Source organism: Caldimonas brevitalea, from assembly GCF_001017435.1.
In the GTDB taxonomy this organism is placed as follows: Bacteria; Pseudomonadota; Gammaproteobacteria; order Burkholderiales; family Burkholderiaceae_C; genus Caldimonas; species Caldimonas brevitalea.
The window spans coordinates 1,598,043-1,623,144 of sequence record NZ_CP011371.1 but is presented as its reverse complement, the minus strand read 5'-3'; the positions used below and the strand labels follow the sequence as shown (position 1 = coordinate 1,623,144).

The 25,102-nt window shown below is 69.0% G+C and carries 22 protein-coding genes; 8 read left to right on the top strand and 14 right to left on the bottom strand.

Going from position 1 to position 25,102, the window contains the following annotated elements:
- Positions 1-6 precede the first annotated feature (6 nt).
- Both AAW51_RS07060 and AAW51_RS07055 read right to left on the bottom strand, forming a co-directional pair.
- A complete protein-coding gene (locus tag AAW51_RS07060) occupies positions 7-915 on the bottom strand; it encodes a ZIP family metal transporter (protein WP_083438141.1) in 909 nt (302 codons plus the stop codon).
- Positions 916-979: 64 nt separating this feature from the next.
- On the bottom strand, positions 980-1,852 hold the full coding sequence (locus AAW51_RS07055; protein ID WP_047197519.1) for a dienelactone hydrolase family protein: 873 nt from the start codon (positions 1,850-1,852) through the stop codon (positions 980-982).
- Positions 1,853-1,981: 129 nt separating this feature from the next.
- On the opposite strand from AAW51_RS07055, the gene AAW51_RS07050 reads away from it, so the two are divergent.
- Positions 1,982-3,529, top strand: a complete 1,548-nt coding sequence (locus AAW51_RS07050) for a Ppx/GppA phosphatase family protein (RefSeq protein ID WP_047197518.1) — start codon at positions 1,982-1,984, stop codon at positions 3,527-3,529.
- Between the two features lie 31 nt (positions 3,530-3,560).
- On the opposite strand, the gene sixA is transcribed toward AAW51_RS07050, so the two are convergent.
- The 4 genes from sixA to AAW51_RS07030 form a co-directional block, all read right to left on the bottom strand.
- Complete coding sequence (sixA, locus tag AAW51_RS07045) at positions 3,561-4,037, bottom strand: phosphohistidine phosphatase SixA (RefSeq protein WP_047194039.1); 477 nt, start codon at positions 4,035-4,037, stop codon at positions 3,561-3,563.
- A gap of 24 nt (positions 4,038-4,061) precedes the next feature.
- A complete protein-coding gene (gene ppk1, locus AAW51_RS07040) occupies positions 4,062-6,137 on the bottom strand; it encodes a polyphosphate kinase 1 (RefSeq protein WP_047194038.1) in 2,076 nt (691 codons plus the stop codon).
- A gap of 142 nt (positions 6,138-6,279) precedes the next feature.
- A complete protein-coding gene (locus AAW51_RS07035; RefSeq protein WP_047194037.1) occupies positions 6,280-7,041 on the bottom strand; it encodes a LytR/AlgR family response regulator transcription factor in 762 nt (253 codons plus the stop codon).
- Positions 7,042-7,065: 24 nt separating this feature from the next.
- Positions 7,066-8,163, bottom strand: a complete 1,098-nt coding sequence (locus AAW51_RS07030) for a sensor histidine kinase (protein ID WP_238947781.1) — start codon at positions 8,161-8,163, stop codon at positions 7,066-7,068.
- Between the two features lie 175 nt (positions 8,164-8,338).
- Here AAW51_RS07030 and argH point away from each other — a divergent pair, with 175 nt between their 5' ends.
- Positions 8,339-9,736 (top strand): argininosuccinate lyase, encoded by a 1,398-nt coding sequence (gene argH / locus AAW51_RS07025; RefSeq protein WP_047194036.1) that lies wholly within the window; start codon positions 8,339-8,341, stop codon positions 9,734-9,736.
- A gap of 56 nt (positions 9,737-9,792) precedes the next feature.
- Here the strand turns inward: argH and AAW51_RS07020 are convergent, their stop codons facing one another.
- The 3 genes from AAW51_RS07020 to AAW51_RS07010 form a co-directional block, all read right to left on the bottom strand.
- The gene (locus AAW51_RS07020) at positions 9,793-10,587 is read right to left on the bottom strand and encodes a copper resistance protein NlpE N-terminal domain-containing protein (RefSeq protein ID WP_083438139.1); all 795 of its coding nucleotides are present in this window, start codon (positions 10,585-10,587) and stop codon (positions 9,793-9,795) included.
- A 111-nt stretch (positions 10,588-10,698) separates the two neighbouring features.
- Positions 10,699-11,412 (bottom strand): MgtC/SapB family protein, encoded by a 714-nt coding sequence (locus tag AAW51_RS07015; protein ID WP_047197516.1) that lies wholly within the window; start codon positions 11,410-11,412, stop codon positions 10,699-10,701.
- Between the two features lie 267 nt (positions 11,413-11,679).
- Positions 11,680-12,615 carry a DUF72 domain-containing protein gene (locus AAW51_RS07010; RefSeq protein ID WP_083438138.1) on the bottom strand — a complete coding sequence of 312 codons (936 nt, stop codon included), beginning with the start codon at positions 12,613-12,615 and terminating at the stop codon, positions 11,680-11,682.
- A gap of 165 nt (positions 12,616-12,780) precedes the next feature.
- Between AAW51_RS07010 and AAW51_RS07005 the strand changes: the two genes are divergently transcribed.
- Positions 12,781-13,269: a hypothetical protein gene (locus AAW51_RS07005; protein ID WP_157359656.1), complete on the top strand. Its 489-nt coding sequence runs from the start codon at positions 12,781-12,783 to the stop codon at positions 13,267-13,269.
- A gap of 18 nt (positions 13,270-13,287) precedes the next feature.
- Here AAW51_RS07005 and AAW51_RS27930 read toward each other — a convergent pair whose 3' ends face one another.
- Complete coding sequence (locus AAW51_RS27930) at positions 13,288-13,758, bottom strand: GNAT family N-acetyltransferase (protein WP_053013399.1); 471 nt, start codon at positions 13,756-13,758, stop codon at positions 13,288-13,290.
- 307 nt (positions 13,759-14,065) lie between these two features.
- Between AAW51_RS27930 and adh the strand changes: the two genes are divergently transcribed.
- From adh to AAW51_RS06980, 4 genes are all read left to right on the top strand, one after another.
- Positions 14,066-15,586 carry an aldehyde dehydrogenase gene (adh, locus tag AAW51_RS06995; RefSeq protein WP_047194033.1) on the top strand — a complete coding sequence of 507 codons (1,521 nt, stop codon included), beginning with the start codon at positions 14,066-14,068 and terminating at the stop codon, positions 15,584-15,586.
- 68 nt (positions 15,587-15,654) lie between these two features.
- A complete protein-coding gene (locus AAW51_RS06990; RefSeq protein ID WP_047194032.1) occupies positions 15,655-16,041 on the top strand; it encodes a DUF779 domain-containing protein in 387 nt (128 codons plus the stop codon).
- A gap of 108 nt (positions 16,042-16,149) precedes the next feature.
- Positions 16,150-18,183 carry a sigma-54-dependent Fis family transcriptional regulator gene (locus AAW51_RS06985; RefSeq protein ID WP_053013398.1) on the top strand — a complete coding sequence of 678 codons (2,034 nt, stop codon included), beginning with the start codon at positions 16,150-16,152 and terminating at the stop codon, positions 18,181-18,183.
- A gap of 172 nt (positions 18,184-18,355) precedes the next feature.
- Positions 18,356-19,981, top strand: a complete 1,626-nt coding sequence (locus AAW51_RS06980) for a carboxylesterase/lipase family protein (RefSeq protein WP_083438137.1) — start codon at positions 18,356-18,358, stop codon at positions 19,979-19,981.
- A gap of 55 nt (positions 19,982-20,036) precedes the next feature.
- Here AAW51_RS06980 and AAW51_RS06975 read toward each other — a convergent pair whose 3' ends face one another.
- Positions 20,037-20,402, bottom strand: a complete 366-nt coding sequence (locus tag AAW51_RS06975) for a VOC family protein (protein ID WP_047194031.1) — start codon at positions 20,400-20,402, stop codon at positions 20,037-20,039.
- Positions 20,403-20,448: 46 nt separating this feature from the next.
- Between AAW51_RS06975 and AAW51_RS28980 the strand changes: the two genes are divergently transcribed.
- A complete protein-coding gene (locus AAW51_RS28980; RefSeq protein ID WP_083438136.1) occupies positions 20,449-20,649 on the top strand; it encodes a hypothetical protein in 201 nt (66 codons plus the stop codon).
- Positions 20,650-20,697: 48 nt separating this feature from the next.
- Here the strand turns inward: AAW51_RS28980 and AAW51_RS06970 are convergent, their stop codons facing one another.
- The 3 genes from AAW51_RS06970 to AAW51_RS06960 all read right to left on the bottom strand — a co-directional run bounded on the left by AAW51_RS06970 (position 20,698) and on the right by AAW51_RS06960 (position 25,065).
- Positions 20,698-21,858 carry a mechanosensitive ion channel family protein gene (locus AAW51_RS06970; RefSeq protein ID WP_047194030.1) on the bottom strand — a complete coding sequence of 387 codons (1,161 nt, stop codon included), beginning with the start codon at positions 21,856-21,858 and terminating at the stop codon, positions 20,698-20,700.
- 372 nt (positions 21,859-22,230) lie between these two features.
- The gene (locus AAW51_RS06965; RefSeq protein WP_053013396.1) at positions 22,231-23,544 is read right to left on the bottom strand and encodes a calcium-binding protein; all 1,314 of its coding nucleotides are present in this window, start codon (positions 23,542-23,544) and stop codon (positions 22,231-22,233) included.
- A 171-nt stretch (positions 23,545-23,715) separates the two neighbouring features.
- Positions 23,716-25,065, bottom strand: coding sequence for an HlyD family type I secretion periplasmic adaptor subunit (locus AAW51_RS06960; RefSeq protein ID WP_047194029.1), 1,350 nt, complete (start codon positions 25,063-25,065; stop codon positions 23,716-23,718).
- Between the last annotated feature and the right edge of the window lie 37 nt (positions 25,066-25,102).

Here is a 25,102-nt window from a genome sequence, read left to right as displayed (position 1 = left end):
GGCCGCTCAGTGTCCGTGCGCGGCCGAGCCGGCCTTCGATGGCGGGTGGGCCTCCTGACCCGGCAGCGGCGCGGCCGCGTCGTCGTGGTCCGCGTGCGCCGCGGGTTCGGTGTGCGGGTGCCCGTGCGGCCGGGCGTCGGCCCCACCGTGGAACTGCCCGACGATCACCGTGATGAAACCCAGCCCCAGGCCCAGCCACAGCAGCTGCGCGAGCGTTTCCTTGAGGGACAGTCGGCGTTGCAACTGCGGGATCAAATCGGCCACCGCGACATAGATGAAGCTCGACGCCGCCACCACCAGCAGGTAGGGAAACAACGACTCCCAGGGGCCGACGACAAAATAGCCCAACACGCCGCCGACGACGGCGGCCAGGCCTGACAGCGCGTTGTAGAACAGCGCGCGCGAACGCGAGAAGCCGGCGTTCAGCAGCACGATGTAATCGCCCACCTCCTGCGGGATTTCATGCGCGATGATGGCCATCGCCGTGACCGCCCCGATCTGCGGATCGGCCAGAAAGGCTGCCGCGATGATGATGCCGTCGCAGAAGTTGTGGATGCTGTCGCCCACCAGCACGCTCCAGCCGCCGCGGCCGGCCTGGTCGTGATCGAAACCGTGATGGTGGTGGTCACCGTCCCCCTCGTGATGGTGGCCGTGCCGGTACAGCTCGGCCTTCTCGAGCAGGAAGAAAAACAGCAGGCCGCCCAGCAGCGTCAGGAACAGCTCGTGCGGATCGGTCGCACCTTCGAACGCCTCCGGCAGCACGTGGATCAGTGCCGTGCCCAGCAGCACGCCGGCAGACAGGCTCACCAGGTGCCGCACCAGCTTGCTGAGCACCGAGAGCGTCAGACTCGCGGCGATCAGCACCGACAGCACGCCGCCGATCAGGGTCGCGAGAACGATGTAGGTCAGGGTCATGTGGAACGCTCAACGAAAAGCCGCGCTCTCGCGCGGCTCCTCGTGCCATCAATCAGTCGGGCCGCTAGGCGACTCCATGTTTTTCAAACCAGTCCAGGCAGCGCTTCCAGCCGTCTTCGGCCGCTTCCTTGCGGAAGCTGGGCCGGTAATCTGCGTGGAAGGCGTGCGGCGCATCCGGGTAGACGTGGATTTGCGACCGTTTGGCCGCCGCGCTGCCGCTCGCCAGGGCGGCCTGCATCTTATCAACGCTTTCAAGCGGAATGCCGGCATCCTGCCCGCCATACAGGCCCAGCACCGGCGCCTTCAGTTGCGCGGCCAGGTCCACCGGGTGCTTGGGTGTCAGCTCGCTGGAGGTGCCCACCAGCCGGCCGTACCACGCCACGCCGGCCTTGACCGGGCCCTGCGTGGCATAGAGCCAGGTGATGCGGCCGCCCCAGCAGAAGCCGGTGATGCCCAGCTTGCTGACGTCGCCGCCCTGCTCCTTGGCCCAGGCTACCGTGGCGTCGAGGTCCTGCATCACCTGGGCGTCGGGCACCTTGGATATCACCTCGGCCTGCAGCTTGGCGATCTCGCCATAGGCGCTGGCGTCGCCTTGGCGCACGAACAACTCGGGCGCGATCGCGAGGTAGCCGCGCTTGGCGAAGCGCCTTGCGACGTCGGCGATGTGCTCGTGCACGCCGAAGATCTCCGACACCACCAGCACCACCGGCAGCTTGCCCTTTTTGCCGGCCGGCTGCGCCCGGTAGGCGGGCATCTTGAAGTCCTTGACCGGGATGGTCACCTCGCCGACGGTCAGTCCTTCGCTGTCGGTCTTGATGGTTTGTGCCGTCACCGGCAACACCGCAGCGGCGAAGCCGCTGCCGACCGCCGTCTTGACGAAATTGCGGCGGTTGAAATCACGGGTGGGCAACAACGAATCGAGATCGTCGGTCGGCATCGGCATCTCCTGGGTTTGGTTGGCAGCCAACAAGCAAGCATGCGACGCGCGCAGCGTACACGAGTCGGCCGCGTCGCGCAGCGTCGGCCGCGTCGCGAGCGGCACTGAAATGAAGAGACAATGCAGGCCATGAGTTTGGAAAACACCGTCGCCTCCGCCCCGACCGTTGCCGAATCCGGGCGTGCCGAAGCCGTGCTGGCCGCGATCGACATGGGCTCGAACAGCTTCCGACTCGAAATCGGCCAGCTCACCCGCGGCCGCTACAAGCGCATCGACTATCTGAAGGAAACCGTGCGCCTGGGCGGCGGCCTCGACGCCCAGGGCATGCTGACCGAGGAAGCGACGGTGCGCGGGCTGGCCTGCCTGGGCCGCTTTGCGCAACGGCTGCAGGGTTTCGACGCGCACCAGGTGCGCGCGGTGGCCACGCAGACCTTGCGCGAAGCCAAGAACCGCGACGCCTTTCTGGGCCGCGCCCAGGCGGTGCTCGGCCACCCGATCGAGGTGATCTCCGGGCGTGAGGAAGCCCGCTTGATCTATGCGGGCGTGGTGCGGTTGATGCCGCCCAGCACCGGCCGCCGGCTCGTCATCGACATCGGTGGGCGCTCGACCGAGATGATCCTCGGGCAGGGGCGCACGCCGCTGGTCGCCGAATCGTTCCAGATCGGCAGCGTCGGGCTGTCGATGCGCTACTTCCCCGACGGGCGCTACACCGAGGCCGGCTTTCGCGCGGCCCAGGTGGCGGCCGGCGCCGAGTTGGAAGAAGCGCTGGAGGTGTTCGCCGCCGGCGAATGGCGCGAGGCGCTGGGTTCCTCCGGCACCGTGGGGGCCGTCTCGCAGCTACTGGCGGCCAACGGCGTGACCGACGGCGCGGTGACGCCCGATGGCCTGCGCTGGTGTATCGAGCAATGCCTGCGCGCCGGCCGCGCCGACAAGCTCAGCCTGGCGGGCCTGAAGGACGAGCGCCGTGCGGTGCTCGGCGGCGGCTTGTCCATCCTGTATACGCTGGCGATTCATTTCGGCATCGACGCCTTGCACCCCGCCCGCGGCGCCTTGCGCCAGGGCGTGATCTTCGACCTCGCCGAACGCCTGTCCGCCGCCCGCGATGCGCAGCATGCGCGCGATGTGCGCGACGAATCGGTGCAGCAGTTGCAAGAGCGCTTCGGCGTCGACGTGGCGCAGGCCGAACGTGTCGAGCGTGTCGCGCAGTCGCTGTTCCAGAGTGTCGAGCCGCGCGCCGGCAGCGACCTGCGACGCCAGTTGAGCTGGGCGGCGGCCTTGCACGAAGTGGGCATGATGGTTTCGCACCACGACCACCACCGGCACAGCAGCTATTTGCTGGCGAATGTCGATGCGCCTGGTTTCTCGCAGTCGGAGCAACGCCGCCTGGCGGCCCTGGTGCTCGGCCAGCGGGGCGGCCTGCGCAAGCTGGAGGAGTCGCTGTCGGACGAGCGCCTCGCCTGGCAAACCCTGTGTTTGCGGCTGGCCATCCTGCTGTGCCACGCGCGCCGCATGCCCGATTTGCGCGAACTGAGCTTGCGCCGCAACGGCAACACCGCGACCTTGAGCTGGGACAACGGCTGGGAGCAGGCGCATCCGCGCACCGCTTTCCTGCTGCAGGAAGAGCAAGCCGCGTGGGAGCGCACGGCGGTGCTGAAACTGGAGTTGCGTCCGCGCTGAGTGGGACCGGCCCGGAACAGGCCCCAGTGCCCTAGGCGAAGTCGGCCGACACCACTGCCTGCAAGGTCACCTGGGCCGCGCCGTCGCGTTCGCGGTGGCGCAGCCACCAGACCGCCGCCTTCTTGACGGCCCACGACTGGTCGACGCCGGCCAGCAGTTCGGCCGCCACCTGCCCGAGCGTGGGCTGGTGGCCGACCACCAACACCGGCTCGACACCGCGCGGCCAGCGCGCGACCTCCAGCAAGCCCTGCACCGTGCCGCCGGGCGCGAGCGCCGCAACGGTCTTGAAAGGTCGCCCGAGGGCTTCGGCGGTCTGCTGGGCACGCACCGCCGGGCTGACCAGGATGCGCGTCGAGTCCGCCAGGTGGCGGTTGAGCCAATGCGCCACCCGCGCCGCCTGCCGTTCGCCCTTGGCGGTCAAGGCACGTTGCAGGTCGTCGTCGGCGCCGCCCTTGCCGCTGCTGCTCAGCACCTGGGCTTCGGCATGGCGCCACAGGATCAAGTCCATCTGGTCCTCTTCTTCGAGCGGTCTTCAGGCGCCGGCGCGGTAACGCTCCACCAGGGCCTGCTGTGCGCTGGGGCCGTCGACACGCTCGCGCTCGTAGTGTCCGTCGGTCTGCAACGTCCAGGCGTCCTTGGCGTCGTACAGATAGGGCACCAGGCATTCGTCGATGACCCGCTGGCGCAGCGCCGGGTCGCGCACCGGCCAGGTCACCTCGATACGCCGGAACATGTTGCGGCTCATCCAGTCGGCGCTCGACAGATACAGCGTTTCGTCGGCCGCGTCGGTGCCCCAGCGGAAGTACGCGACGCGCGAATGTTCGAGAAAGCGTCCGACCACCGAACGCACGCGGATGCGGTCGGTCCAGCCCGGCACGCCGGGGCGCAACATGCAGGCGCCGCGCACGATCAGGTCGATGTCGGCACCGGCCTGGCCGGCGCGCACCAGCGCCTCGATCAGCGGCACGTCGGTCAAGGCGTTGATCTTGACGACGATGCGGGCCGGCTTGCGCGCCGCCGCCGCTTCGGTCACCTGCTCGATGTGGCGCAACATCTGCTTGTGCAGGTTGAAGGGCGCCAGCAGCAGATGGCGCGGCGTGCGCATCCGGGTGAGGCTCGCGAGCTGCTGGAACACGGTGTCGGCGTCGGCCGTCAGCTCGGGGTCGGCGGTCAGATAGCCCACATCGGTGTACAGCCGCGCCGTGCGCGGGTTGTAGTTGCCGGTGGACAGGTGGGCATAGCGCCGCAGCACCGGGCCCTTGGCCCCGGTTTCGCGCCGCGTGATCAGCAGCAGCTTCGCGTGCGTCTTCAGCCCCACGATGCCGTAGACCACCTGCACACCGACCGCTTCGAGCTGCTCGGCCCAGTTGATGTTGGCCTCTTCGTCGAAGCGCGCCTTCAGCTCGACCACCACCATCACTTCCTTGCCGCGCCGGGCCGCTTCCAGCAGCAAATCCATCAGCACCGACTCGGCGCCGGTGCGGTAGATGGTCTGCTTGATCGCGAGCACGTCGGGGTCCTGCACGGCCTCGCGCAGGAACTGGACGACCGGCTCGAACGATTCGAACGGATGGTGCAACAGCACGTCGCCCTGCTGCAGTTGCTCGAACATCGGCATGCCGCGTGTCAGCGCCGCCGGCCAGGTGGGTTCATGCGGCGGAAAGCGCAGCGACGGTGCATCGGCCTGGTCGATCAGCTGGTTCAAGCGCACCAGGTTGACCGGACCATTGGCACGGTAGAGGGCTGCCTCGGGCAGGCCGAACTGGTGCAGCAGGAAGCCCGACAACTCCGGCGGGCAGGTGCTGACCACCTCGAGCCGGATCGCCTGGCCGAAGTGGCGTGTGGTGAGCGAGGTGCGCAGGGCCTGGCGCAGATTGGTGACGTCTTGCTCGTCCACGGCCAGGTCGGAGTCGCGCGTGACGCGGAACTGCGAGAACGCCTCGACCGCCCGGCCCGGGAACAGCTCTTCGAGATGGGCCCGGATCACGCTGGACAGCAGCACGAAACACTGCCGGTCGCCGGAGATCTGGGCCGGCAGGCGGATCACCCGCGGCAGCACCCGCGGCACCTTGACGATCGCGATCGAGTTCTCGCGCCCGAACGCATCCTTGCCGCTGAGCTTGACGATGAAATTGAGCGACTTGTTGGCGACCTGCGGAAACGGATGGGCCGGGTCGAGCCCGACCGGCACCAGCAACGGACGCACTTGCCGCTGGAAGAACTGGTCGACCCAGCGGCGCTGCTCCTCGTTGCGCTCGGCATGGTTGAGCACCACGATGCCTTCGCGCTCCAACGCCGGCATCACCTCTTCGTTGAACAGCGCGTACTGCTGGTCGATCAGCTGGTGGGCCGCCGAGGCCACCTCGGCCAGGTCGCGTGCCGACACGCCGCCCCCCGGCTGGCGCGAGGCCTCCAGGTAGTCGCCGAAACGCACTTCGAAGAACTCGTCGAGGTTGGACGAGACGATGCAGATGTAGCGCAGGCGCTCGAGCAACGGTACGTCGTCGCGGCGCGCCTGGGCCAGGACCCGGTAGTTGAATTCGAGGATGGCCCGCTCGCGGTTGAGCAGGCTCAACCCGGCGGCCTGGTCGGTGACGTCGGCCTTCATGGAAAAATCAGTATATGACCGGGTTGTGACGGCCTGACGACAGCAGGGGTGGTGGGCCGAGCCGGCGTGTCAGAGCGCCTTGCGGCGGGTGGCCGCAAGGCAAGGGGGGCTCAGCCGCGGCGCGGCCCGGGCGCCGCGCCGTTCAAAGGCCCTGCCGGGTCAGCGCGTCGCGCACCGCCGCCACCTGGCGGCGCGACACCGCCAGCCATTCGTCGATGCCGTCCAGGCGCACCGCCCAGCCTTCCTTGCCACCGTCTTCGTCCTCCGCGGGCGCCAAGCGCCGCTCGAGTGCGCGCACCGCCTTGCGGGCCACCAGCGCGTTGCGGTGGATACGCAGAAAGCGCTCGCCAAGGCGCTCTTCGAGTTCCGACAACGAGTCGTCCAGCACATAAGTGTGGCGGACAGTGCGCAGCGTCACGTACTTCAGCTCCGCCTTCAGATAGAGCACTTCGGCGACCGGCACACGCGTCACGCGGCCACGGTCGTTGACGATGAAGACCGGTTCGCCGTCGTCGGCGGCGGCGGAGCCACGCGCCTTGAGCCGCTCCGCCGCGCGCGCCAGCGCGGCCTGCAAGCGCTCGCGACGCACCGGCTTGGTCAGGTAGTCGACCGCCTCCAGGTCGAAGGCAGTCACTGCATGCTCGGGATGGGCGGTCACGAAGATGACAGCCGGCGCCTGCTCCTGCTCGCGCAACTGCGCGGCCAGTTGGGTACCGTCAGCACCCGGCATCTGGATGTCCAGCAGCACCACGTCACAGGTCTGCTGCGACAGCCAGCTCAGCGCCTGCACCGCATTGCCGGCTTCGCCCACCACTTCGGCGGCCGGCGCTTCGCATTCGCCCACCAGCGCCCGCATGCGCAGGCGCGCCAGCTCTTCGTCGTCTACGATCAGCACCCTCAACATCGAGCCCTCCGCTCCTCGTTCGTGTCACTCCAGCGGCACGACCACGTGCACGCGCCAGACGTCGCGCTCCGGGCCAGCCGAAAACTGTGCCGTCATGTCGTGCATGAGGCGCAGCCGCTCTTTCACGTTACGCAACGCGATGCCATGGCCTGCGGTGCTGCCGGGCGGCACGCCGGTGGCCATCGAGTTGCTGACCGAGATCAGCGCCTGACCCCGCCGCGTGCCGGTGCGCACCCGCACCCAGCCTCCTTGGGCCGCCGGCTCGATGCCGTGCCGGACCGCATTTTCCACCAGCGGCTGCAGCAGCAGCGGCGGCACCCGTGCAGCGCCGGCCTTCGGATCCAGGTCCCAGCTGACCTGCAGCCGGGTGCCGAAGCGGATCTGCTCGATGGCCAGGTAACGCTGCGCCAGCTCGATCTCTTCGGCCAGCGTCACCGAACTGCCCGACTCGATCAGCGCCACCCGGAACAGCTCCGCCAGGTCTTCGAGGACCGCTTCCGCGCGCGAGGGGTCGACGCGCACCAGCGCGATCGCCGTGTTGAGCGTGTTGAACAGGAAGTGCGGCCGGATGCGCGACTGCAGTTCGGCCAGCCGGGCTGCGGTGACGGCGGGCAGTTGGCTGCGCGCCCGCAGCCGCAAGGCGTAGAACAGGGCCGCAGCCAGGGCCGCGCCGGCCAGCACCGGTGCCATCGGGGAGACGTGAGCGTGCACCGGCAGGTCCACCAGGCCCACCTGCCACCAGCCATAGAAACCGCACAGCCCGCCCAGGCCGACCGCCGCCGTCCACTGGATCGGGTCGGACGCGCCGCTCAGCGGGCGCCTCAGCAAGCAAGTGAGCACCAACCACATCAAGGTGGCCGGCAATGCGACCGCCGCCGCCTGCGCGAATGTCAGCAGCCAGGCGGAGAGGTCGGCGACGACAAAACCGACGCACAGCGCCACCACGCCGTGCACGAACAACACCGCTCGTAGCACCACGCCGACGTGGCAAGCGTCGAAAGGCGACGGCGCCTGCCCGGCCCCCGCGCTGGACTGGCCCAGCTGGTCGAAGATGGTGGTGGTCGAGAACTGGCTGGTGTTCGGCGCGCGCGACGGGCGCGGCGACGTACCGGGGGTGGGCAAACGCGAGTCTCCTAGAATCCGGGATCCGCGGCGGTGGCGCTGCGCAGCGCGCCTTACGACCGCCCTGCAACGCTTCCGCCACGCCTACAGTGTCCCTGCGCGATTCTCCAAGACGGGCGCGCTCTGCCGCAAGCCTCGTCTAGCACGCCCATCCGGCCCCCTACCACCGCTCATCATGTCCGACTCTCAACTCGACAAGAAATCCCAAGCCTGGTCCGCGCTGTTCTCCGAGCCCATGAGCGACCTGGTGCAGCGCTACACCGCCAGCGTCTTTTTCGACAAGCGCATGTGGCGCGCTGACATCGACGGCTCGCTGGCGCACGCCGAAATGCTGGCCGCCCAGGGCGTGATCTCGGCGGACGACCACGCCGCGATCCAGCGGGGCATGGCCCAGATCGTCAGCGAGATCGAAGCCGGCAGCTTCGAATGGAAGCTGGCGTTGGAAGACGTGCACCTGAACATCGAGGCGCGCCTGACCCAGCTGGTGGGCGACGCCGGCAAACGGCTGCACACCGGCCGTTCGCGCAACGACCAGGTGGCCACCGACGTGCGCCTGTGGCTGCGCGGCGAGATCGACCTGATCGGCGCGCTGCTGGTCGACCTGCAGCGCGCCTTGCTGAACCTGGCCGAGCAGAACGCCGAGGTGATCCTGCCCGGCTTCACACACCTGCAGGTGGCGCAGCCGGTGAGTTTCGGGCACCACATGCTGGCCTACGTCGAGATGTTTTCGCGCGATGCCGAGCGCCTGCTCGACGTGCGCCGGCGCGTCAACCGGCTGCCCTTGGGCGCCGCCGCGCTGGCCGGCACCAGCTATCCGCTCGACCGCGAACGCGTGGCGCGCACGCTGGGCATGGACGGCGTGTGCCAGAACAGCCTGGACGCCGTCAGCGACCGCGACTTCGCGATCGAATTCACCGCCGCTGCGTCGCTGGCGATGGTGCATGTCTCGCGCTTGAGCGAGGAGCTGGTGCTGTGGATGAGCCAGAGCTTCGGCTTCATCGACATCGCCGACCGCTTCTGCACCGGCTCGTCCATCATGCCGCAGAAGAAGAACCCGGACGTGCCCGAGCTGGCGCGTGGCAAGACCGGCCGGGTGGTCGGCCACCTGATGGGGCTGATCACGCTGATGAAAGGCCAGCCGCTCGCCTACAACAAGGACAACCAGGAAGACAAGGAACCGCTATTCGACACCGTCGACACGCTGAAGGACACACTGCGCATCTTCGCCGAGATGGTGGGCGGCATCCGCGTCAAGCCCGAGGCGATGGAGCGCGCCGCCCTGCGCGGTTATGCCACGGCGACCGACCTGGCCGATTACCTGGTCAAGAAGGGCCTGCCGTTCCGGGACGCCCACGAGGTGGTGGCCCATGCGGTCAAGAGCGCGCTGCAACAAGGAGTCGACCTGTCCGAACTGCCGCTGGCCACGCTGCAAGCGTTCTCGCCGCTGGTGGGCGACGACGTCTACCAGGTGCTGTCGCTGCGGGGCTCGCTGAACGCCCGCAACATCCTCGGCGGCACCGCGCCGGACCAGGTGCGGGCCCAGATCGCACGGCACCGCGCCCGCCTGGGCTGAGCCGGCGCGGCCGGTAGCGCGGCCGCCTTGACGACGTGTAGGCGACGGCGTACGCGTCAGTACACAACGACGATGTCGAAGCTGACGGTGTCGGCGGCCTTCGCGGTGGGGTCGGCACCCATGGCACGGTATTCGGCCCGGATCACCTGCCTTCCAATGCCGGCCGCCTTGAAGCGGAACATGTCCAGCCCCGGCGCGTTGGGCGTCGGGTCCGCCACATGCATCGGCTCGCCCTGAGCCACCAGTGCGCCCACCCGGTCAGGCGCGACCACCCAGCGGAAGCCGCTGGTGGGCTGGCTGGCGAGCAGCAACACCACTTGCTGATCGGCCTGCGCCGGCGCTTCGCTGCCGCGGTCGGCATAGGTCAGCACCACGGCGGTCTGCGGGACGTCGTCGGGCACCCGCACCAGGCTGCGGGGCAGAGAGCCGGGCAGGTCGTTGCCGTCGCGGTCCAGCGCCCTCAGCACCTGTGGGCCGACCTGGCGGAAGCCGCGGGCCCGCTCGGCGTTGTCGGGGTCGAGATGGATAACGCTCGCTTGTGCATCGGCGGCGGAGCCGCGCGCCGCGATCCAGTTGCCCTTCACCACCGCCGGCCGGTTACCGGCGCTCGCGCCGAGAAAGGTTTGCAGCAGGCTGTAGGTGGTCGGCGCGCCGTTCGCGTCCACAAAGAGCTGCACGTCGGTCCTGACGCCGGCACAGTCGGCACAGGGCAGGGTGCCGGCAAACCGCGCGGCCGGCACCGCACCGGCGGGCACCTGGTGCACAGGCACAGCATCGCCGCGGGTGAGCCAGGAAGCGCAGCCGCTCAGGGCAAGGGCGGCAGCGAGGACAGGAAGCAATCGAGCCATCATGTGGTGTTCCCTTGTTTGTTGGTGTGTGTGGGACCGCCGGCGCGGTCCGCTGCCTGCACCGTAGCACGAAGCGGGGTCGGTGCAAGCCGGGCGCCGCGGCGGTGACCGGCTTCAGTCGCCGAGCGGCAACACGCGAAACTCGCGCACGTTCTCGAGCGAGTTGAGTCCTTCGGACAGCGCAGCGGCCTTGCTGGCCCGGCTGGCCCGGATCACGGTGCGGTACTCGAAAAAGCCCGCTTCGGCGTCGAGACGGTAGTTCATGTTGGCGACCGAGAAACCGTAGCGCTGCAGCATCTGTCGCATCTCGTGTTCGTTCATCTTGGAGCGGCGGTCGAAGCGGACCACGAAGGTGGCGTGAAACTGCGATGGCATGCGGCTTTCGATCCAGCGGAACACTGACAGCGTGCCCAGGGTCAGCGCGGTCGCGAGCACCGCTGGGAAATAGAAGCCGACGCCGACCAGCACGCCGATCGCCGCCGTCATCCAGATCGACGCGGCGGTGGTCAGTCCGCGCACCGACAACCCGTCCTTCATGATGGTGCCGGCGCCGAGGAAACCGATGCCGGTCATGATGCCCTGCGCCATCCGGGTCGGGTCGAGCGTGACATGGGTGCGCGGCCCCTCCGGGAACCAGCGCGTCTGGTACACCGTGACCAGCATCAGCACACAGGTCGACAGGCTGACCAGCGCATGGGTACGGAAGCCCGCCGGGCGGCCATGGTAGCTGCGCTCAAGTCCGATGGCGCCGCCGATGCCGAGCGCGAACAGCAAGCGCAGCGTGATGTCTTGGTAGACAGGGTCGTACTGGAAGAGCGGCAGATCCATGTCCCGGGGGCGCGCCTTGCGCGGCATCCGGCTGCCGGGGCGCCTCATCTCCTCTTGGATGGCGGTTGTATTTACATCTGCCAAGATACAAGCAGCTTGCATGCCAGCTGCCCAACGGCGACGCCGAAGGCGCGCCGTGGCCGCGCCCCCCCGGCGCCGGCACTTCTTGCCGCACGCCCCACCGTCGACGTCAGCCGCCCGGGCGGCCCCGCAAGCGCTCGTCGAGCTTCCGGCTGAACCGCAGCGCTGGCCGCAAGGCCTGCCCCTTCACCCGCCCGCGGCAGACAGCTCGGCAGGATAGCCGGGCGCGCCGGGTTCCACCGGCGCGCCTGGCAGTCCGAGCAAGCTGCGCAAACGGGCGGCATCGAAAGGCGCGTGCACCTTGATGTCGTTGTCGAAATAGCAGTAGACGTCGCGCTCCGAGCGAGCCGGCGGCGGCTCGGGCGAGATCAGCCGCGCGTCGTCCACCTGGCCACCGGCGCCCCATGTGCGGATGCGTTCGGCCCAGCGCTGCAAAGCCGCCTCGCTGTACCCGCTCGCGTACAGTTCCTCGTCGCCGTGCAGCCGCACATAGACGAAATCGGCGGTGAGGTCCTCCCGGTAGGGCCACCGCCCCGCGGTGTCCGCCACCACCAGCGCGACGTTGTGGCGGCGCAGCAATGTGACGAAAGACGGGTCGAGAAAGCTGTCGTGACGGATCTCCACGGCGTGCCGCAGCGGCCACTCGGCGTCGTCCGGCGGCAGGCTCTCGCGCTCGTGCATCCAGGCCTCGCGACCACTTGCCAGCGCCCGTGCCTGGCAGCTGGTGCGCGGCAACAGCGCCAAGAAGGCGTCGAAGCGCTCGGCGTCGAAGGCGAAGCTGGGCGGGAACTGCCACAGGAAGGGACCGAGCTTTTCACGCAGCTCGAACATGCCGGACGCGAAAAAGTTGGCGATCGGCTGCTCCAGGTTCTTGAGCCGCTTGACGTGTGTGAGATAGCGCGGCCCTTTGACGCTGAACACGAACCCCCGGGGTGTCTCCTGATACCACTGCGCATACAGCTCGGGCCGTTGCAGCGAATAGAACGAGCCGTTGATCTCGATGCTCTGCAGCGCCCGCGACGCATAGTGCAACTCATGACGCTGCGCCAGGCCCTGGGGATAGAACACGCCGCGCCAGCCGTCGTAGCGCCAGCCGGAAATGCCGATGTAGGTGCCACTCATACCGGCTCGCCGGCAAGCAAGAACGGTGCGCAGTCCGCCCAGCCGCGCGACGCGTGCAAAACACCGAAGTGCGGCGCGGCGGCCCGGCTGTTCGGCTGATCGCGACCGCCCCGGCTGCCTAGACTTGCGGCAAAGGCGCCCGATGCGCCGGGAAGAGTGGTCGAGATGAGCGTTGTGGTGCCTGCCGCACTGACGGTGGACTGGGAATCCGGCGAAGGCCGGCTGCAGTTGAGTGAAGAACTGGCCAAGGCGCCGGCGCGCTTCCGTGCCGATGTGCTGGCGGACTGGAAAGACGAGCTCGAGCGGCTGCTGGCGGCGGCCGAGGCTGCGCTGGAGCCGCGCAAGCAAGAGCAGGAGATCGCACGCCAGCGCCAGCGCAACCAGCAGCGCCGGCGCCTGTGCGAAGAGCTGGCCGGACAGACCGTCGAATTGGCCGAACCGCTCGTCAACGGCGACGTCATGCTGCACCTCGCCAACGGCTCGGCCCTCGTGCTGTACGCCTATGACGAAGACGTGAAACTCGAGACGGTCGACCCGGTGCGCGCCCGCCTGCATGCGCAGAAAGGCTGCGCCGGCGACACCTACGTGCGCGAAGACCCGCCGCAGCCGCCGCAGCGGGCGGCAGAACCGGCCGCCCCTGTGCTGGCCAGCTGACAAGCGGCTCCGGCGGCCTCAGGGGCGCCACTCCAACACATACCGCTCCGGCGTCTCGTCGACCACCCGCAGCCCCAGCCGCTCGTACCAGGCTCGGCCCGGGTGGGTCTTCAGCACGCTCAAGTGCAGCGGCACCTGCTGCGCCCGTGCCTCGTCCAGCAGCGAGCGCAACACCATGGTGCCGATGCCGCGCCGCTGGAAAGCGGGCGCGATGAACAACTGCTCGAGGCGCACCTGCCGCGGCAGACGCGACACCATCAAGGCCCCGACGGGCGGTAGATCGCGGGCCAACAACCGGATCAACCACACGCCGCGGCCACGCAAGGCGCTGCGCAGGAACTGCCGCATCGCCGCTTCGTTCCAGTGTCCCCACGTCGCTTCGACGTGGCCTCGCATCGTCTCGTCCATCAATCCATACAAGCACTCGCTATCGGCAGCCACGGCCGGCAGCAGCGCCACCAGCGGAACGTTCGGAGAGGGCAGTGACATCGACACTCACCTGACGAGAGATGCAGCGGTGAATGCTACCGGGGGCGCTACACGGCGCGGGTGTACCAGGCAATCTCACATGCCCCGTGGGGACTGTGCCGAAATGGAACGTCCTCCCCGCGCCTGCCCGGGTAAACCCGCTGCAGGAGGTGTCCCGGCCCGGCCTTGGGCCCGGGACGACACCTGGCACGCCCTTCGCACCTTGTCTTGCTGACCGCGGCACGGTCACCGCGGCACGGTCGCCGGGGCCCTTCCCGGTGCTTCCCGCCGTTACACAACAGCGGGGGCCTGCAGCGAGGAGATCAGGATGGACATGCTCGAACCCGGCCGTTTCGGCCATACGGTGGACTTCAAGAAGCGCTATGGCAACTTCATCGGCGGCGCCTGGGTGGCGCCGGTGCGCGGTGAGTATTTCGAGAACCTCACGCCGGTGACCGGCAAAGCCTTCTGCGAAGTGCCGCGCTCGACCGCCGAGGACATCGAGCTGGCGCTGGACGCGGCGCATGCCGCCCGTGTCGGATGGGGCCAGCGCTCGCCGGCCGAGCGCGCCAACGTGTTGTGGCGCATCGCCGACCGCATCGAGCAGAACCTCGAACTGCTGGCGACGGCCGAGACCTGGGACAACGGCAAGCCGATCCGCGAAACCCTGGCCGCCGACCTGCCGCTGGCGGTCGACCACTTCCGCTACTTCGCCTCCTGCGTGCGGGCCCAAGAGGGCTCGATCGGCGAGGTCGACCACCAGACCATGGCCTATCACTTCCACGAACCGCTGGGTGTCGTCGGCCAGATCATTCCGTGGAACTTCCCGCTGCTGATGGCCACCTGGAAGCTGGCGCCGGCACTGGCGGCAGGCAATTGTGTCGTGCTCAAGCCGGCCGAACAGACGCCAACCTCGATCCTGGTGCTGCTCGAGCTGATCGCCGACCTGCTGCCGGCGGGCGTGCTCAACGTCGTCAACGGCTTCGGCCTCGAAGCCGGCAAGCCGCTCGCATCGAGCAAGCGCATCGCCAAGATCGCCTTCACCGGCGAGACCACCACCGGGCGGCTGATCATGCAATACGCGAGCCAGAACCTGATCCCGGTGACGCTGGAGCTGGGCGGCAAGTCGCCCAACATCTTCTTCGCCGACGTGTGCGCGCGCGACGACGCCTTTCTGGACAAGGCGATCGAAGGTTTCGTGATGTTCGCGCTGAACCAGGGTGAGGTGTGCACCTGCCCGTCGCGGGCGCTGATCGAGGCCTCGATCTATGACCGCTTCATGGAGCGCGCCTTGCAGCGTGTGGCGGCGATCAAGCAGGGCAACCCGCTCGACAAGAGCACGATGATCGGCGCGCAGGCGTCGAGCGAGCAGCTCGAGAAGATCCTGAGCTATCTCGACCTGGGGCGCCAGGAGGGCGCCGAGTGTTTGATCGGCGGCGAGCGCAACCTGCTCGACGGTGATCTGGCGGGTGGCTACTACGTCAAGCCCACCGTGTTCAAGGGCCACAACCGCATGCGCATCTTCCAGGAGGAGATCTTCGGCCCGGTGGTCTCGGTGACCACCTTCAAGGACGAGGAGGAGGCGCTCGCGATCGCCAACGACACCCTCTACGGCCTCGGCGCGGGTGTCTGGACGCGCGACATGAACACCGCCTTCCGGATGGGGCGCGGCATCCAGGCAGGCCGGGTGTGGACGAACTGCTACCACGCCTACCCGGCCCACGCCGCCTTCGGCGGCTACAAGCAGTCGGGCATCGGGCGCGAAACGCACAAGATGATGCTCGACCACTACCAGCAGACCAAGAACCTGTTGGTGAGCTACAGCGACCAGCCGCTGGGCTTCTTCTGACGCTGACGCTGACATGGGCGGGTCGGGCGGCGACCCGCTCGCCCCGCCCCAACTTCCGGAGCACCCCCATGTCGACCGCCCCACAGGATGTGCCGCAAGTGACCGCCACCCCGGCCGCCCTCGCACTCATCGAGCGGCTCAGGCAGCAGCACGGGCCGCTGATGTTCCACCAGTCCGGTGGCTGTTGCGACGGCAGCGCGCCGATGTGCTTCCCGGCGGGCGAGTTCCAGCTGGGCGACCAGGACCGGCTGCTGGGCCACCTGGGAGGCGCGCCCTTCTACATCAGCCAGTCGCAATACGAGTATTGGCAGCACACCCAGCTCATCATCGACGTGGTGCCCGGCCGCGGCGGCATGTTCTCGCTCGAAGGGCCGCATGGCCTGCGCTTCTTGACCCGCTCCCGCCTCTATCGGGACGACGAGTTGCAGTGGCTGGCGGCGCAGGGCCGTCTGTGAGGGGGGGCCTCGGCCGCTCAGCGTGATGAACCGGGGGGCCGGCGCCCGCTGGATCTGCCGGCGCTTTGTGCCTAGCATGGGGCACCGCAGCGACAGCCGAGGCGCCCCATGTCCACACCGCACAGCGGCAGCACACCGACCCTGTTGTCCCCGTCCGTCCCCCTCGCGCCCTCCTCCGCCACCCTGCCCTTGGCGTCGGACCCGGCCCATCTGGACACCATCGCCCGTTCGCACGCCCGCTGCACCGACTTGGGCCTGCACCGTACACAGCGCCCCGACTTCGCCGGGCTGGGTCGCGCCGAGCTGGCGCTGGCTCGTGAGCGCCACCACCGGCTGCTGGTGCATGCCGCACCGGTGATGGACCTGCTCCTCGAGCAAACGCTCGCGACCCGCAGCATCGTCGCGCTCAGCGACACCCAGGGCACCGTGCTGCACGCGGTCGGTCCCGCCGATTTTCTGCACCGTGCCGCACGCGTCGCACTGGCGCCCGGGGCCAACTGGTCGGAGGCGAGCAAGGGCACCAACGCGGTCGGCACGGCGCTGATCGGTGAAACGCCTTGTGTGGTGCATGGCAGCGAGCATTTCATGCAGGCCAACGGCTTTCTGACCTGCTCCGCCGCGCCCATCTTCGACCCGCGTGGCGAGTTGCTCGGCGTGCTCGACGTGAGCGGCGACCAGCGCTCCTACCATCCGCACACGCTGGGGCTGGTGAAGCTGTCGGTGCGCATGATCGAAAACCACTGGCTGCTCGAAGACGAGGGCCAGGCGCTGCGGCTGCACTTCCACCCGCGCGCCGAATGTCTCGACACCTTGATGGAAGGCCTCGTCACCGTGGCGCCCGACGGCCGTTTGCTCGCCGCCAATCGCAGCGCTCTCGACCTGCTCGGGTTGAGCGCCGTCGCCTTGCGCAGGGGCAGCCTGGCCAGCGTGTTCGGCCTGAGCTTCGGTGCCGTCGCCGACCACCTGCGCTCGGCGCTGGCCGAGGCCGGGCCGATGCTGCTGACGCTGCCCGATGGTCGGCGCTTGTGCGCCAAGGCGCGCGTCAACGCCGCGTTGTGCTGGCCCGCCGCAACGCTGCCGCAGCCCGCCACCGGCGAGCCGACCGAGGGGCGCATCGCGCCATCTGCGAACACGCCGGCGGTCCCGCGGTCGCCGCAGGACTCGTCACCTTCTCGCGGCGCGGCCTTGGCGCGCCTGCATGCGGGCGACCGCCACATGGCGACGGTGGTCGACAAGCTGCTCCGCGTGGTCGACCGCGACATCCCGGTGCTGATCCAGGGCGAGACCGGCACCGGCAAGGAGCTGCTCGCGCGCGCCTTCCATGCCGACAGCCGCCGCGCCGACCACCCCTTCGTCGCCCTCGATTGCGCCTGCCTGCCGGAGACGCTGATCGAGGCCGAATTGTTCGGCCATGAAGAAGGCGCCTTCACCGGTGCGCGGCGCAAGGGTGCGCCCGGCAAGATCGTGCAGGCGCATCGGGGCACGCTGTTTCTCGACGAGATCGGCGACATGCCGCTGGCGCTGCAGGCCCGGCTGCTGCGGGTGTTGCAGGAGCGGCAGGTGACGCCGCTCGGCGGCACACGAGCGGTGCCCGTGGACGTCGCGGTCGTCAGCGCCACGCACCGTTCGCTGCAGCAGATGGTCGACGCCGGCAGCTTCCGCGGTGACCTCTACTACCGTCTCAACGGACTGGCGGTCCAGCTGCCGCCCCTGCGCGACCGTGAAGACCTGCTGCCCCTGGCGCAGGCCCTGCTGGCGGCGGAGTGTCCCGACGGCACTGCTGCGCCCGGACTCGACGACGAGGTGCAAGCGCTGCTGCTGCACAACCGGTGGCCCGGCAACCTGCGCCAATTGCGCAACGTGCTGCGCACCGCGGCGGCGATGGCGGCCGGCCAGCCGCTGATCCGACGTATGCACCTGCCCGACGACTTCCTCGAGGAGGCGTTGCGCCACGCCGGCGCCGCGCCGCGCCAGGAACCGCAGACCCCGCAGGGCGACACGACGCTGCAGGCACTCGAATACCAGGCGGTGCAGCGTGCGCTGGCGCTGGCCGGCGGCAACATCTCGACCGCGGCCAAGCGGCTGGGCATCAGCCGCAACACGCTCTATCGCAAGCTGCGCCGCCGTCCGCCGCCCATGTGACACGGCCGGCCTGCCATGTCGGTCTCCCAGTCAAGCGCCTCGGTGACATCAGGGTCGGAAGCCCGACTTCGATACTGGTCCGAGCCGCACACAGGGCCCCTGTCTCTAGCGGCCAGGGCCGTGTGGCGGCCGCCCGGCCGATCCCGGTGCGGGCACTGGACGGGAGACAATCATGAGCGACTTTTCCCACGCGGTCGTGCCGACGCAAGCGGCTGGACAACGACTTCATCGGCAGCCCGGCCGACCTGCCCTCGCATGGGCCACCGCCATGATGCTGGGCGGCGCCCTGGCCGGCTGCGGCGGCGGTGACGACGACGAGGCCAGCAGCACCGAAAGCCCGCTGCAGGTGAGCATCGACAAAGGCCGCCTGCAGGGTGTCGAACAACATGGCCAGCGGGCCTGGCTGGGCATTCCCTATGCTGCGCCGCCCCAAGGTGCGCTGCGCTGGAAGCCGCCGCAGCCGCCGACGCCATGGGACGGCGTGCGCGACGCCAGCCGCTTCGGGCCTCATTGCCCGCAACCCGACACCGCACCGCTGCGCTACGGCTATCCAGGCGGCCAGGAAGACTGCCTCTACCTGAACGTCTACGCGCCCAAGCGGTCCGGCCCCCATCCGGTGATAGTGTGGATTCACGGCGGCTCCTACTACCTGGGCCGCAGCAACAACTACGCGCCGACCCGTCTGGTGGAACGCGACGTGATCGTGGTCACGCTCAACTACCGGCTCGGCGTGCTCGGCTTTCTCGCCCACCCGGCCTTGAACGACAGCAGCGGCCGCTCGGGCAACTATGGGCTGATGGATCAGCAACTGGCGCTCAAATGGGTGCGCGACAACATCGCGGCCTTCGGCGGTGACGCGCGCAACGTCACGGTGTCCGGCCAGTCGGCCGGCGCCTACAGCGTCCAGGCGCAGCTGGTGTCGCCGCTGGCAGCCGGCCTGTTCGACAAGGCCATCGTGCAAAGCGGCGGCTTTGCCAACCCGCCGACCGCAGCGCAGGCGCAAGCGGCGGGTGTACAAACGGCAGCGGCGCTCGGCTGCCCGGAAGGCCCCGAGGTCGACGCCTGTCTGCGCGCGTTGAGCCCCGACACCATCGTCGACAAACAGCCCGACCGCTTCGCCCCCAACGTCGACGGCGCCTTGCTGCCGGGCAGCCCCCGCCAGCTGGTGCCGGCCGGGACCTTCAACAAGGTTCCGGTGCTGCTCGGCTCCAATCACGACGAGCACACGGTGTTCGTCGGGATCACCGAGATCAACACCGGTGCCCCGCTCACCGAGGCCGGCTATCCGGCGGCGGCGGCGCTGGCGGTGACCGGCACCGGCGTGACGGCGGAACAAGCGCTGTCGCTGTACCCGAGCAGTGCCTACGGCGGCAGCCCCAGCCTGGCGTTGAGCGCCATGAACACCGACCTGCGCTTTGCCTGCCCGGGGCGGGCGCTGGCGCGCAGCTTGTCGTCCCACGTGCCGGTGTATGCCTATGAATTCGACGACCGCGAGGCGCCGCAATTCCTGCAGCCGCCGGTGAGCTTCCCCTACCTGGCCTACCATGCCGCCGAGATCCAGTTTCTGTTCAACGCGAACGATGCGGCACTGGACACGTCCCGGCAGCAACTGGCGGCGAGCATGGCGACACAGTGGACACACTTCGCTCGCACCGGGTCACCGAACGGTACGCAGACGCCGAACTGGCCGGCCTATGACGACCGCGACGTGTTCTTCCGGCTCGCGCCGGCGGGGACCACACTGACCACCGACTTCGCCGAGGATCACCACTGCGAGGTGTGGACACCGGACGCATAACAGGCGACAGGGCCTGCGCGCAAGACGGAGGGCGGCGCGCAAGGCCCCGCGTGCCTCACTCGAACCAGATCTCGATCTCGTGGCCGTCCGGGTCCTGGACGTAGGCGTAGGGGCAACCGGGACAGAACTCGCCGCGCCGGATCAACGCCCCGCCCGCGTGCAGCACGTCGGCCACCGCGAGGTCGAGGTCCTCGGGGCGCTTCAGCCGAAAGCCGAAGTGGGAGATGCCGCCCGGCCGGCCCGCTTGCGCCGGGTTGCGCTCGAAGGCGAGCACGTCATGGGGCCCGGGGCCGAGCGCCTGGATCTGCTGCTCGTCACGGAAGTACTCGTGTACGCCGAACACCGCCGTGTAGAAGGCGATCGAGCGTTGCGGGTCGCGCACCGCGAGCCCGACATGGGTCAGTCCGTAGGTCTCCACCATGGTTCACCTCCTACGCGGCGGGAACGGCCATTGCTCGACCAGCGCCATGAACACCGGATCTCCCGACGCTCCCAAGCCCTCGACCCAGGACCAGCCGCGCCCTGGCGACGAAACCTCACCGCACGCCTCCCAGACCGCCGAAAACACCTGCCGGCGTTGCAAGGGCAGCGGGCGCAGCGAAAACGGCCAGTCCTGCCCCGAGTGCGACGGCACCGGCAGGGTGACCGTGACGGTAGGGGACGCCTGAGGCGGGCCGGCCCGCCGCTGTGGCCCGGTCCCCCCCGGTTGCGGCCGCTCAGACGACCCGCGCGGCCCCCTGGCGTGTGAGCGCCGAGGCAGGCGCCGGCGCAGCGGCCGGCACGCCGGACGCCGCGTTTTGCACCGCGTTCGAGACGATCACCGTGCGCGTCGGGAACGCAAAGTCGACGCCGATCTTCTTCAGTTCTCGCATCAACTCCAGGTTGATCATCTGCTGCAGATCCATGTAGAGGTTGTAGCTCGGGTCGAGCACGATGTAGACCACTTCATAGTCGAGCGAGCTTTCGCCGAAAGACTGCAGGTGGGCACGGTCGAAGCGCAGCTTGTCGGACGACGCAACGATGCGCTGCACGATCTGGGGGATCTGCTCGGCCTGCTCAGGCGCGGTGTCGTAGGTGACGCCGAACTTGAAGACGATGCGCCGCTCGCTCAGACGCTTGTAGTTGCTGATGGTCTGCTTGAGCAGGTCGGTGTTCGACATGATGATCTGTTCGCCGCTCAGGCTGCGGATGCGCGTGCTCTTCAGGCCCACGTGCTCCACCGTGCCCGAGCTGCCGTTGACCACCACGAAGTCGCCCACCTCGAACGGCTTGTCGACGGCGATCGACAGCGACGCGAACAGATCACCGAGGATGTTCTGCACGGCCAGCGCGACGGCAATGCCGCCGACGCCGAGGCTGGCGACAAAGGCGGTGATGTTGACACCGAGGTTGGACAGCATGGCCAGCAGCACGACCGCCCACAGCACCGTGCGCAGGCCCCACGACATCAAGGTGGCCGACGCGCTCACCTGCGTCATCGCCGAGGACGAATGACGTGCTTCGTAGCGCCGCAGCAGCACGCCGATGGCACGGCTGCCCCACAAGGCGAACTGCAGGGCCACGGCGATGAACCACAGCTGGCCGACCCGCGCGGCCCAGCGCTCGGGCAGATCGAGCAGACTGACGCCGATCAGCACCGCGGCCAGCAGGATCAGCCAGCGGTTGGTGCCTTCCAGCAACTCGACCACCGCGTCGTCGAGGCCCTGGCCGCGGCGGCGCTCCGCGATCCGGCGGGCCCGGCTGAGCGCGAAGCGCAGGCCCAGCGTCATCACCAGATAGCTGCCCACGCTGGCGGCGATCACCAGCAACCAGTTGCTCAGCGACAGCCCGAGCAGCGTGGTCGTCGAAAACCAATCGAATAACGTTTCACCTCGCATGCAGGAGTTCCTTTCCCAATGTGACAGGAAGTTGCCGCTGCGCCACGGCCCGGGCAACGCCGGCGGGCGCCCGACCGCGGTGCTGGCGCTCAGCGGCGGCGCTCGGACCGTGCGTGGGCCAGCCGCATGTCGCGGCACAGGTGTGTTGTCTTCAGCGAGGCAAAAAACGGTCCTTGCCGGTGCGGCCCGACGAGGACCGGTGGCGGGGCCGTCGCGGCGGGCGCCGCGAACAGGACAAACAAGGGCGTGTGTCGACGCCCTTGCCGGGCAGCCCCCGCACCGCGGGGACGCGGGCGTGGGGCAGGCCGTGTAGAAACCGTGTAGAAAGACTGGGAGACGGTGTGCGGGGCACACCGTCCGTCATGCGTCGACTCAGGTACCGAACACGAAATCGGTCGAGTCCAGCCCCCGGGCGGCATCGGTGGACACGCGACCGATCAGCAGCGAATCACCACCGTCGGCGGTCGTCGGGTTGTACCAAATCTGGCCATCCGTCGTGTTGACATAGATGCCGCAGAAGTTGTCGGCCTGCCCGCCCGTGTACCCCGAGCCCTTGAAGAACCAGGGCGCCGACAGCGCGTGGCCGGCAGCGTTGCCGTCGACGAACTTCAAGCCCTGCAGCCCGCCGTCCACCGCACCGGCCAGGCCCCAGTCGAGCAGTTGGTTCAGGACGATGGTGTCGTCTGCATGCGAGAAGTCGGTGATGGTGGCCGCCTGGTTGTCGCCGGCTGCGCGGAATTCGAAGCGGTCGGCGCCGGTGCCGCCCGTCAGCGTGTCGCCGCCGGGGCCGCCCTTCAGATGGTCGTTGCCCGTGCCACCGTCCAGCAGGTCGCGACCGAAGCCGCCGTCCAGCACGTCGTTGCCACCATGGCCGAACAGCTGGTTGTCGCCGGCATTGCCGACCAGGGTGTTGCCGCCCGCATTGCCGTGGCCATTGATGCCGCCCGCCACCTCGTGCAGCGTCAGGTCTTCGACATTCGCCGTCAGGGTGTAGGTGAACGAGGCCAGCACATGGTCGTGGCCGCCGGTGGCGAGGCTCTCGACCACCTTGTCTCCGGCCCGCTCGACCACGTAACGGTCGTTGCCGGTGCCGCCGACCATCGTGTCGACGCCGCCAGCGCCGTCGAGCAGGTCGTCGCCGGCGCCGCCTTGCAGCGAGTCGTCACCCCAGTCGCCGTGCAGGAAGTCGTTGCCGCTGCCTCCCAGCAGGACGTCGTTGCCTTCGCCGCCATCGAGCATGTCGCTGCCGTTGCCGCCGTTCAGCACGTCATCGCCGAAGCGACCGAACAGCTTGTCGTTGCCGTCGCGGCCGGACAGGTTGTTGTTGCGGTCATTGCCCTTGATGACGTTGTCGAGTTCATTGCCGGCGCCGTTCACCGCCGACGCCCTCATGTCGTAGCCGCCGTCAGGCAGGCGCACCTGCAGGGTCGGGGTGTTGTCGAGCGTGAGGTTCTCGATGTTGCGCGCCAGCGTGTGGCTGGTGCTGCGCGACACCACGGTGTCCTGCCCGCCGTCGGAGCCTTCGATGGCCCGGTCGCCGAACGAGTTGACGTGGTAGGTGTCGTCGGCAGCGCCGCCGGTCATGGTGTCTTCGCCCAACGACCAGTTGGCATTCAGCGTCGACAAAGGGTCGGCGCTGGTGTCGTTCAGCGCTTCGCTCGCGCTGGTACCGTTGATGATCGTCATGGGAACCTCCTGAGTTGAAATGATGTAGAACGAAACAGATCCGGTTTTGCTGCAGCGCCGCCTCTCCAGCCGGCCTGCCTTCCGGAACAATCGCATCCCTCGGGGTGCACCGACCTTGCGGGTGCGGCCGCCCTGCGGGAGGCAATGGGGTGTGGCGCCACGGGCCCGGGGTCAGGGCTCTCGCAGCGCTCGCCGGGCGAACACGCCGACCGGCTCGAGCAGATACTCCAGCAGGCTGCGCGGCGGCGTGGTCACGAAAACCTCGGCCGGCATGCCGGCCTGCAGGCGCAGTTCGCGATGGCGCGCCAACTCGCCGGCCTGGACCTCGACCTGCGCCGTGTACCAGGACTTCTGCGTGTTGGCGTCGGTGACCGCGTCGGGCGCCACGGAGATCACGCGTGCCGGCAGCAGCGGTGTGGTGCGCGCGTCGAAGGCCGACAGTCGCACTTCGGCTTCGGCGCCCGGGCGCACATGCTCGATGTCGTGCGGGTCGATGCGCAACTCGACCACCAGGTTCTCCCGCGACGGCACGATCTCGAGCAGCGGCTCGCGCGGGCCCACCGCCGTGCCGCTGGCGCTCACGCGCAAGGCCATCACCGTGCCGTCGACCGGCGCCCGCACCGTCTGCCGCTCGACCTGGTCTTGCGAGGCACGCAAACGGTCGTCGAGTTCCCGCACACGCGCGGTGGCTTCCTTGAGTTCGTCGGCGGCGCGCTGCTGGTAGACACCACGCGCCTGTGCCATCGCGTGGCCCATCGCGTTCGCCTGCATGCGCGCTTCGGCGATCTCGCCGCGGATGGCCTCGACGCGGCTCGACAAGTCGGCCACGCCGCGCTCGAGTGCGAGCAAGCGGGTTTTCTGGATGAAGCCGCTTTCGGCCAGCGGGCGGTTGATGTCGAGTTCCTCGCGGGCCAGGGCGGCCGTGCGGCCCGAGGCTTCGAGCTGCGCCGTCAGCGCGACGACGCGCGCCTGGGCATCGCGCTGTTGCGACTGCATCGCTGCCAGTTCGTCTTGCAGCGCGCGACGCCGCGTCTCGAACAACTGCCGCTCGCGCAGCTGGGTGTCGCCCGGTGCGGCGGTGCCGGTGGGCCAGTTCACGCTGGCCTGCAGCGCGAGCTCGGCCCGCGTGCGCTCGATGCGCAGCTGCTCGCCGTCGCGCTGCTTGCGCAGGATCTCGAAGGCGGCGTCGTTGCGCACGTCGGCCACCACCACCAGCGGGTCGCCCCGGCGCACCGTCTGCCCCTGGCGCACCAGCACCTCGCGCACGATGCCACCTTCTTGATGCTGCACCACCTTGCGGCCCAACTCGGTCTGCACCAGCCCTGCGGTGACCACGGCGCCGGACAGCGGCGCCCAACTGCACCATGCGGCGATCGCAGCCGTCACGACGGCCACCGGCACCCAGACGCGGCGCCGCAAGCCGCGCAGGGTCGCCGTGTGGGTGGCATCGGGCTGGGCCTGCGCCAACAGCGACGACAGGGCCACCTGGCCCGCGGGGCCGGTGGGAACCAATGCGTTCATTCGGTCATCTCCGTGCTGCGTACTGCGGTGCGAGCAC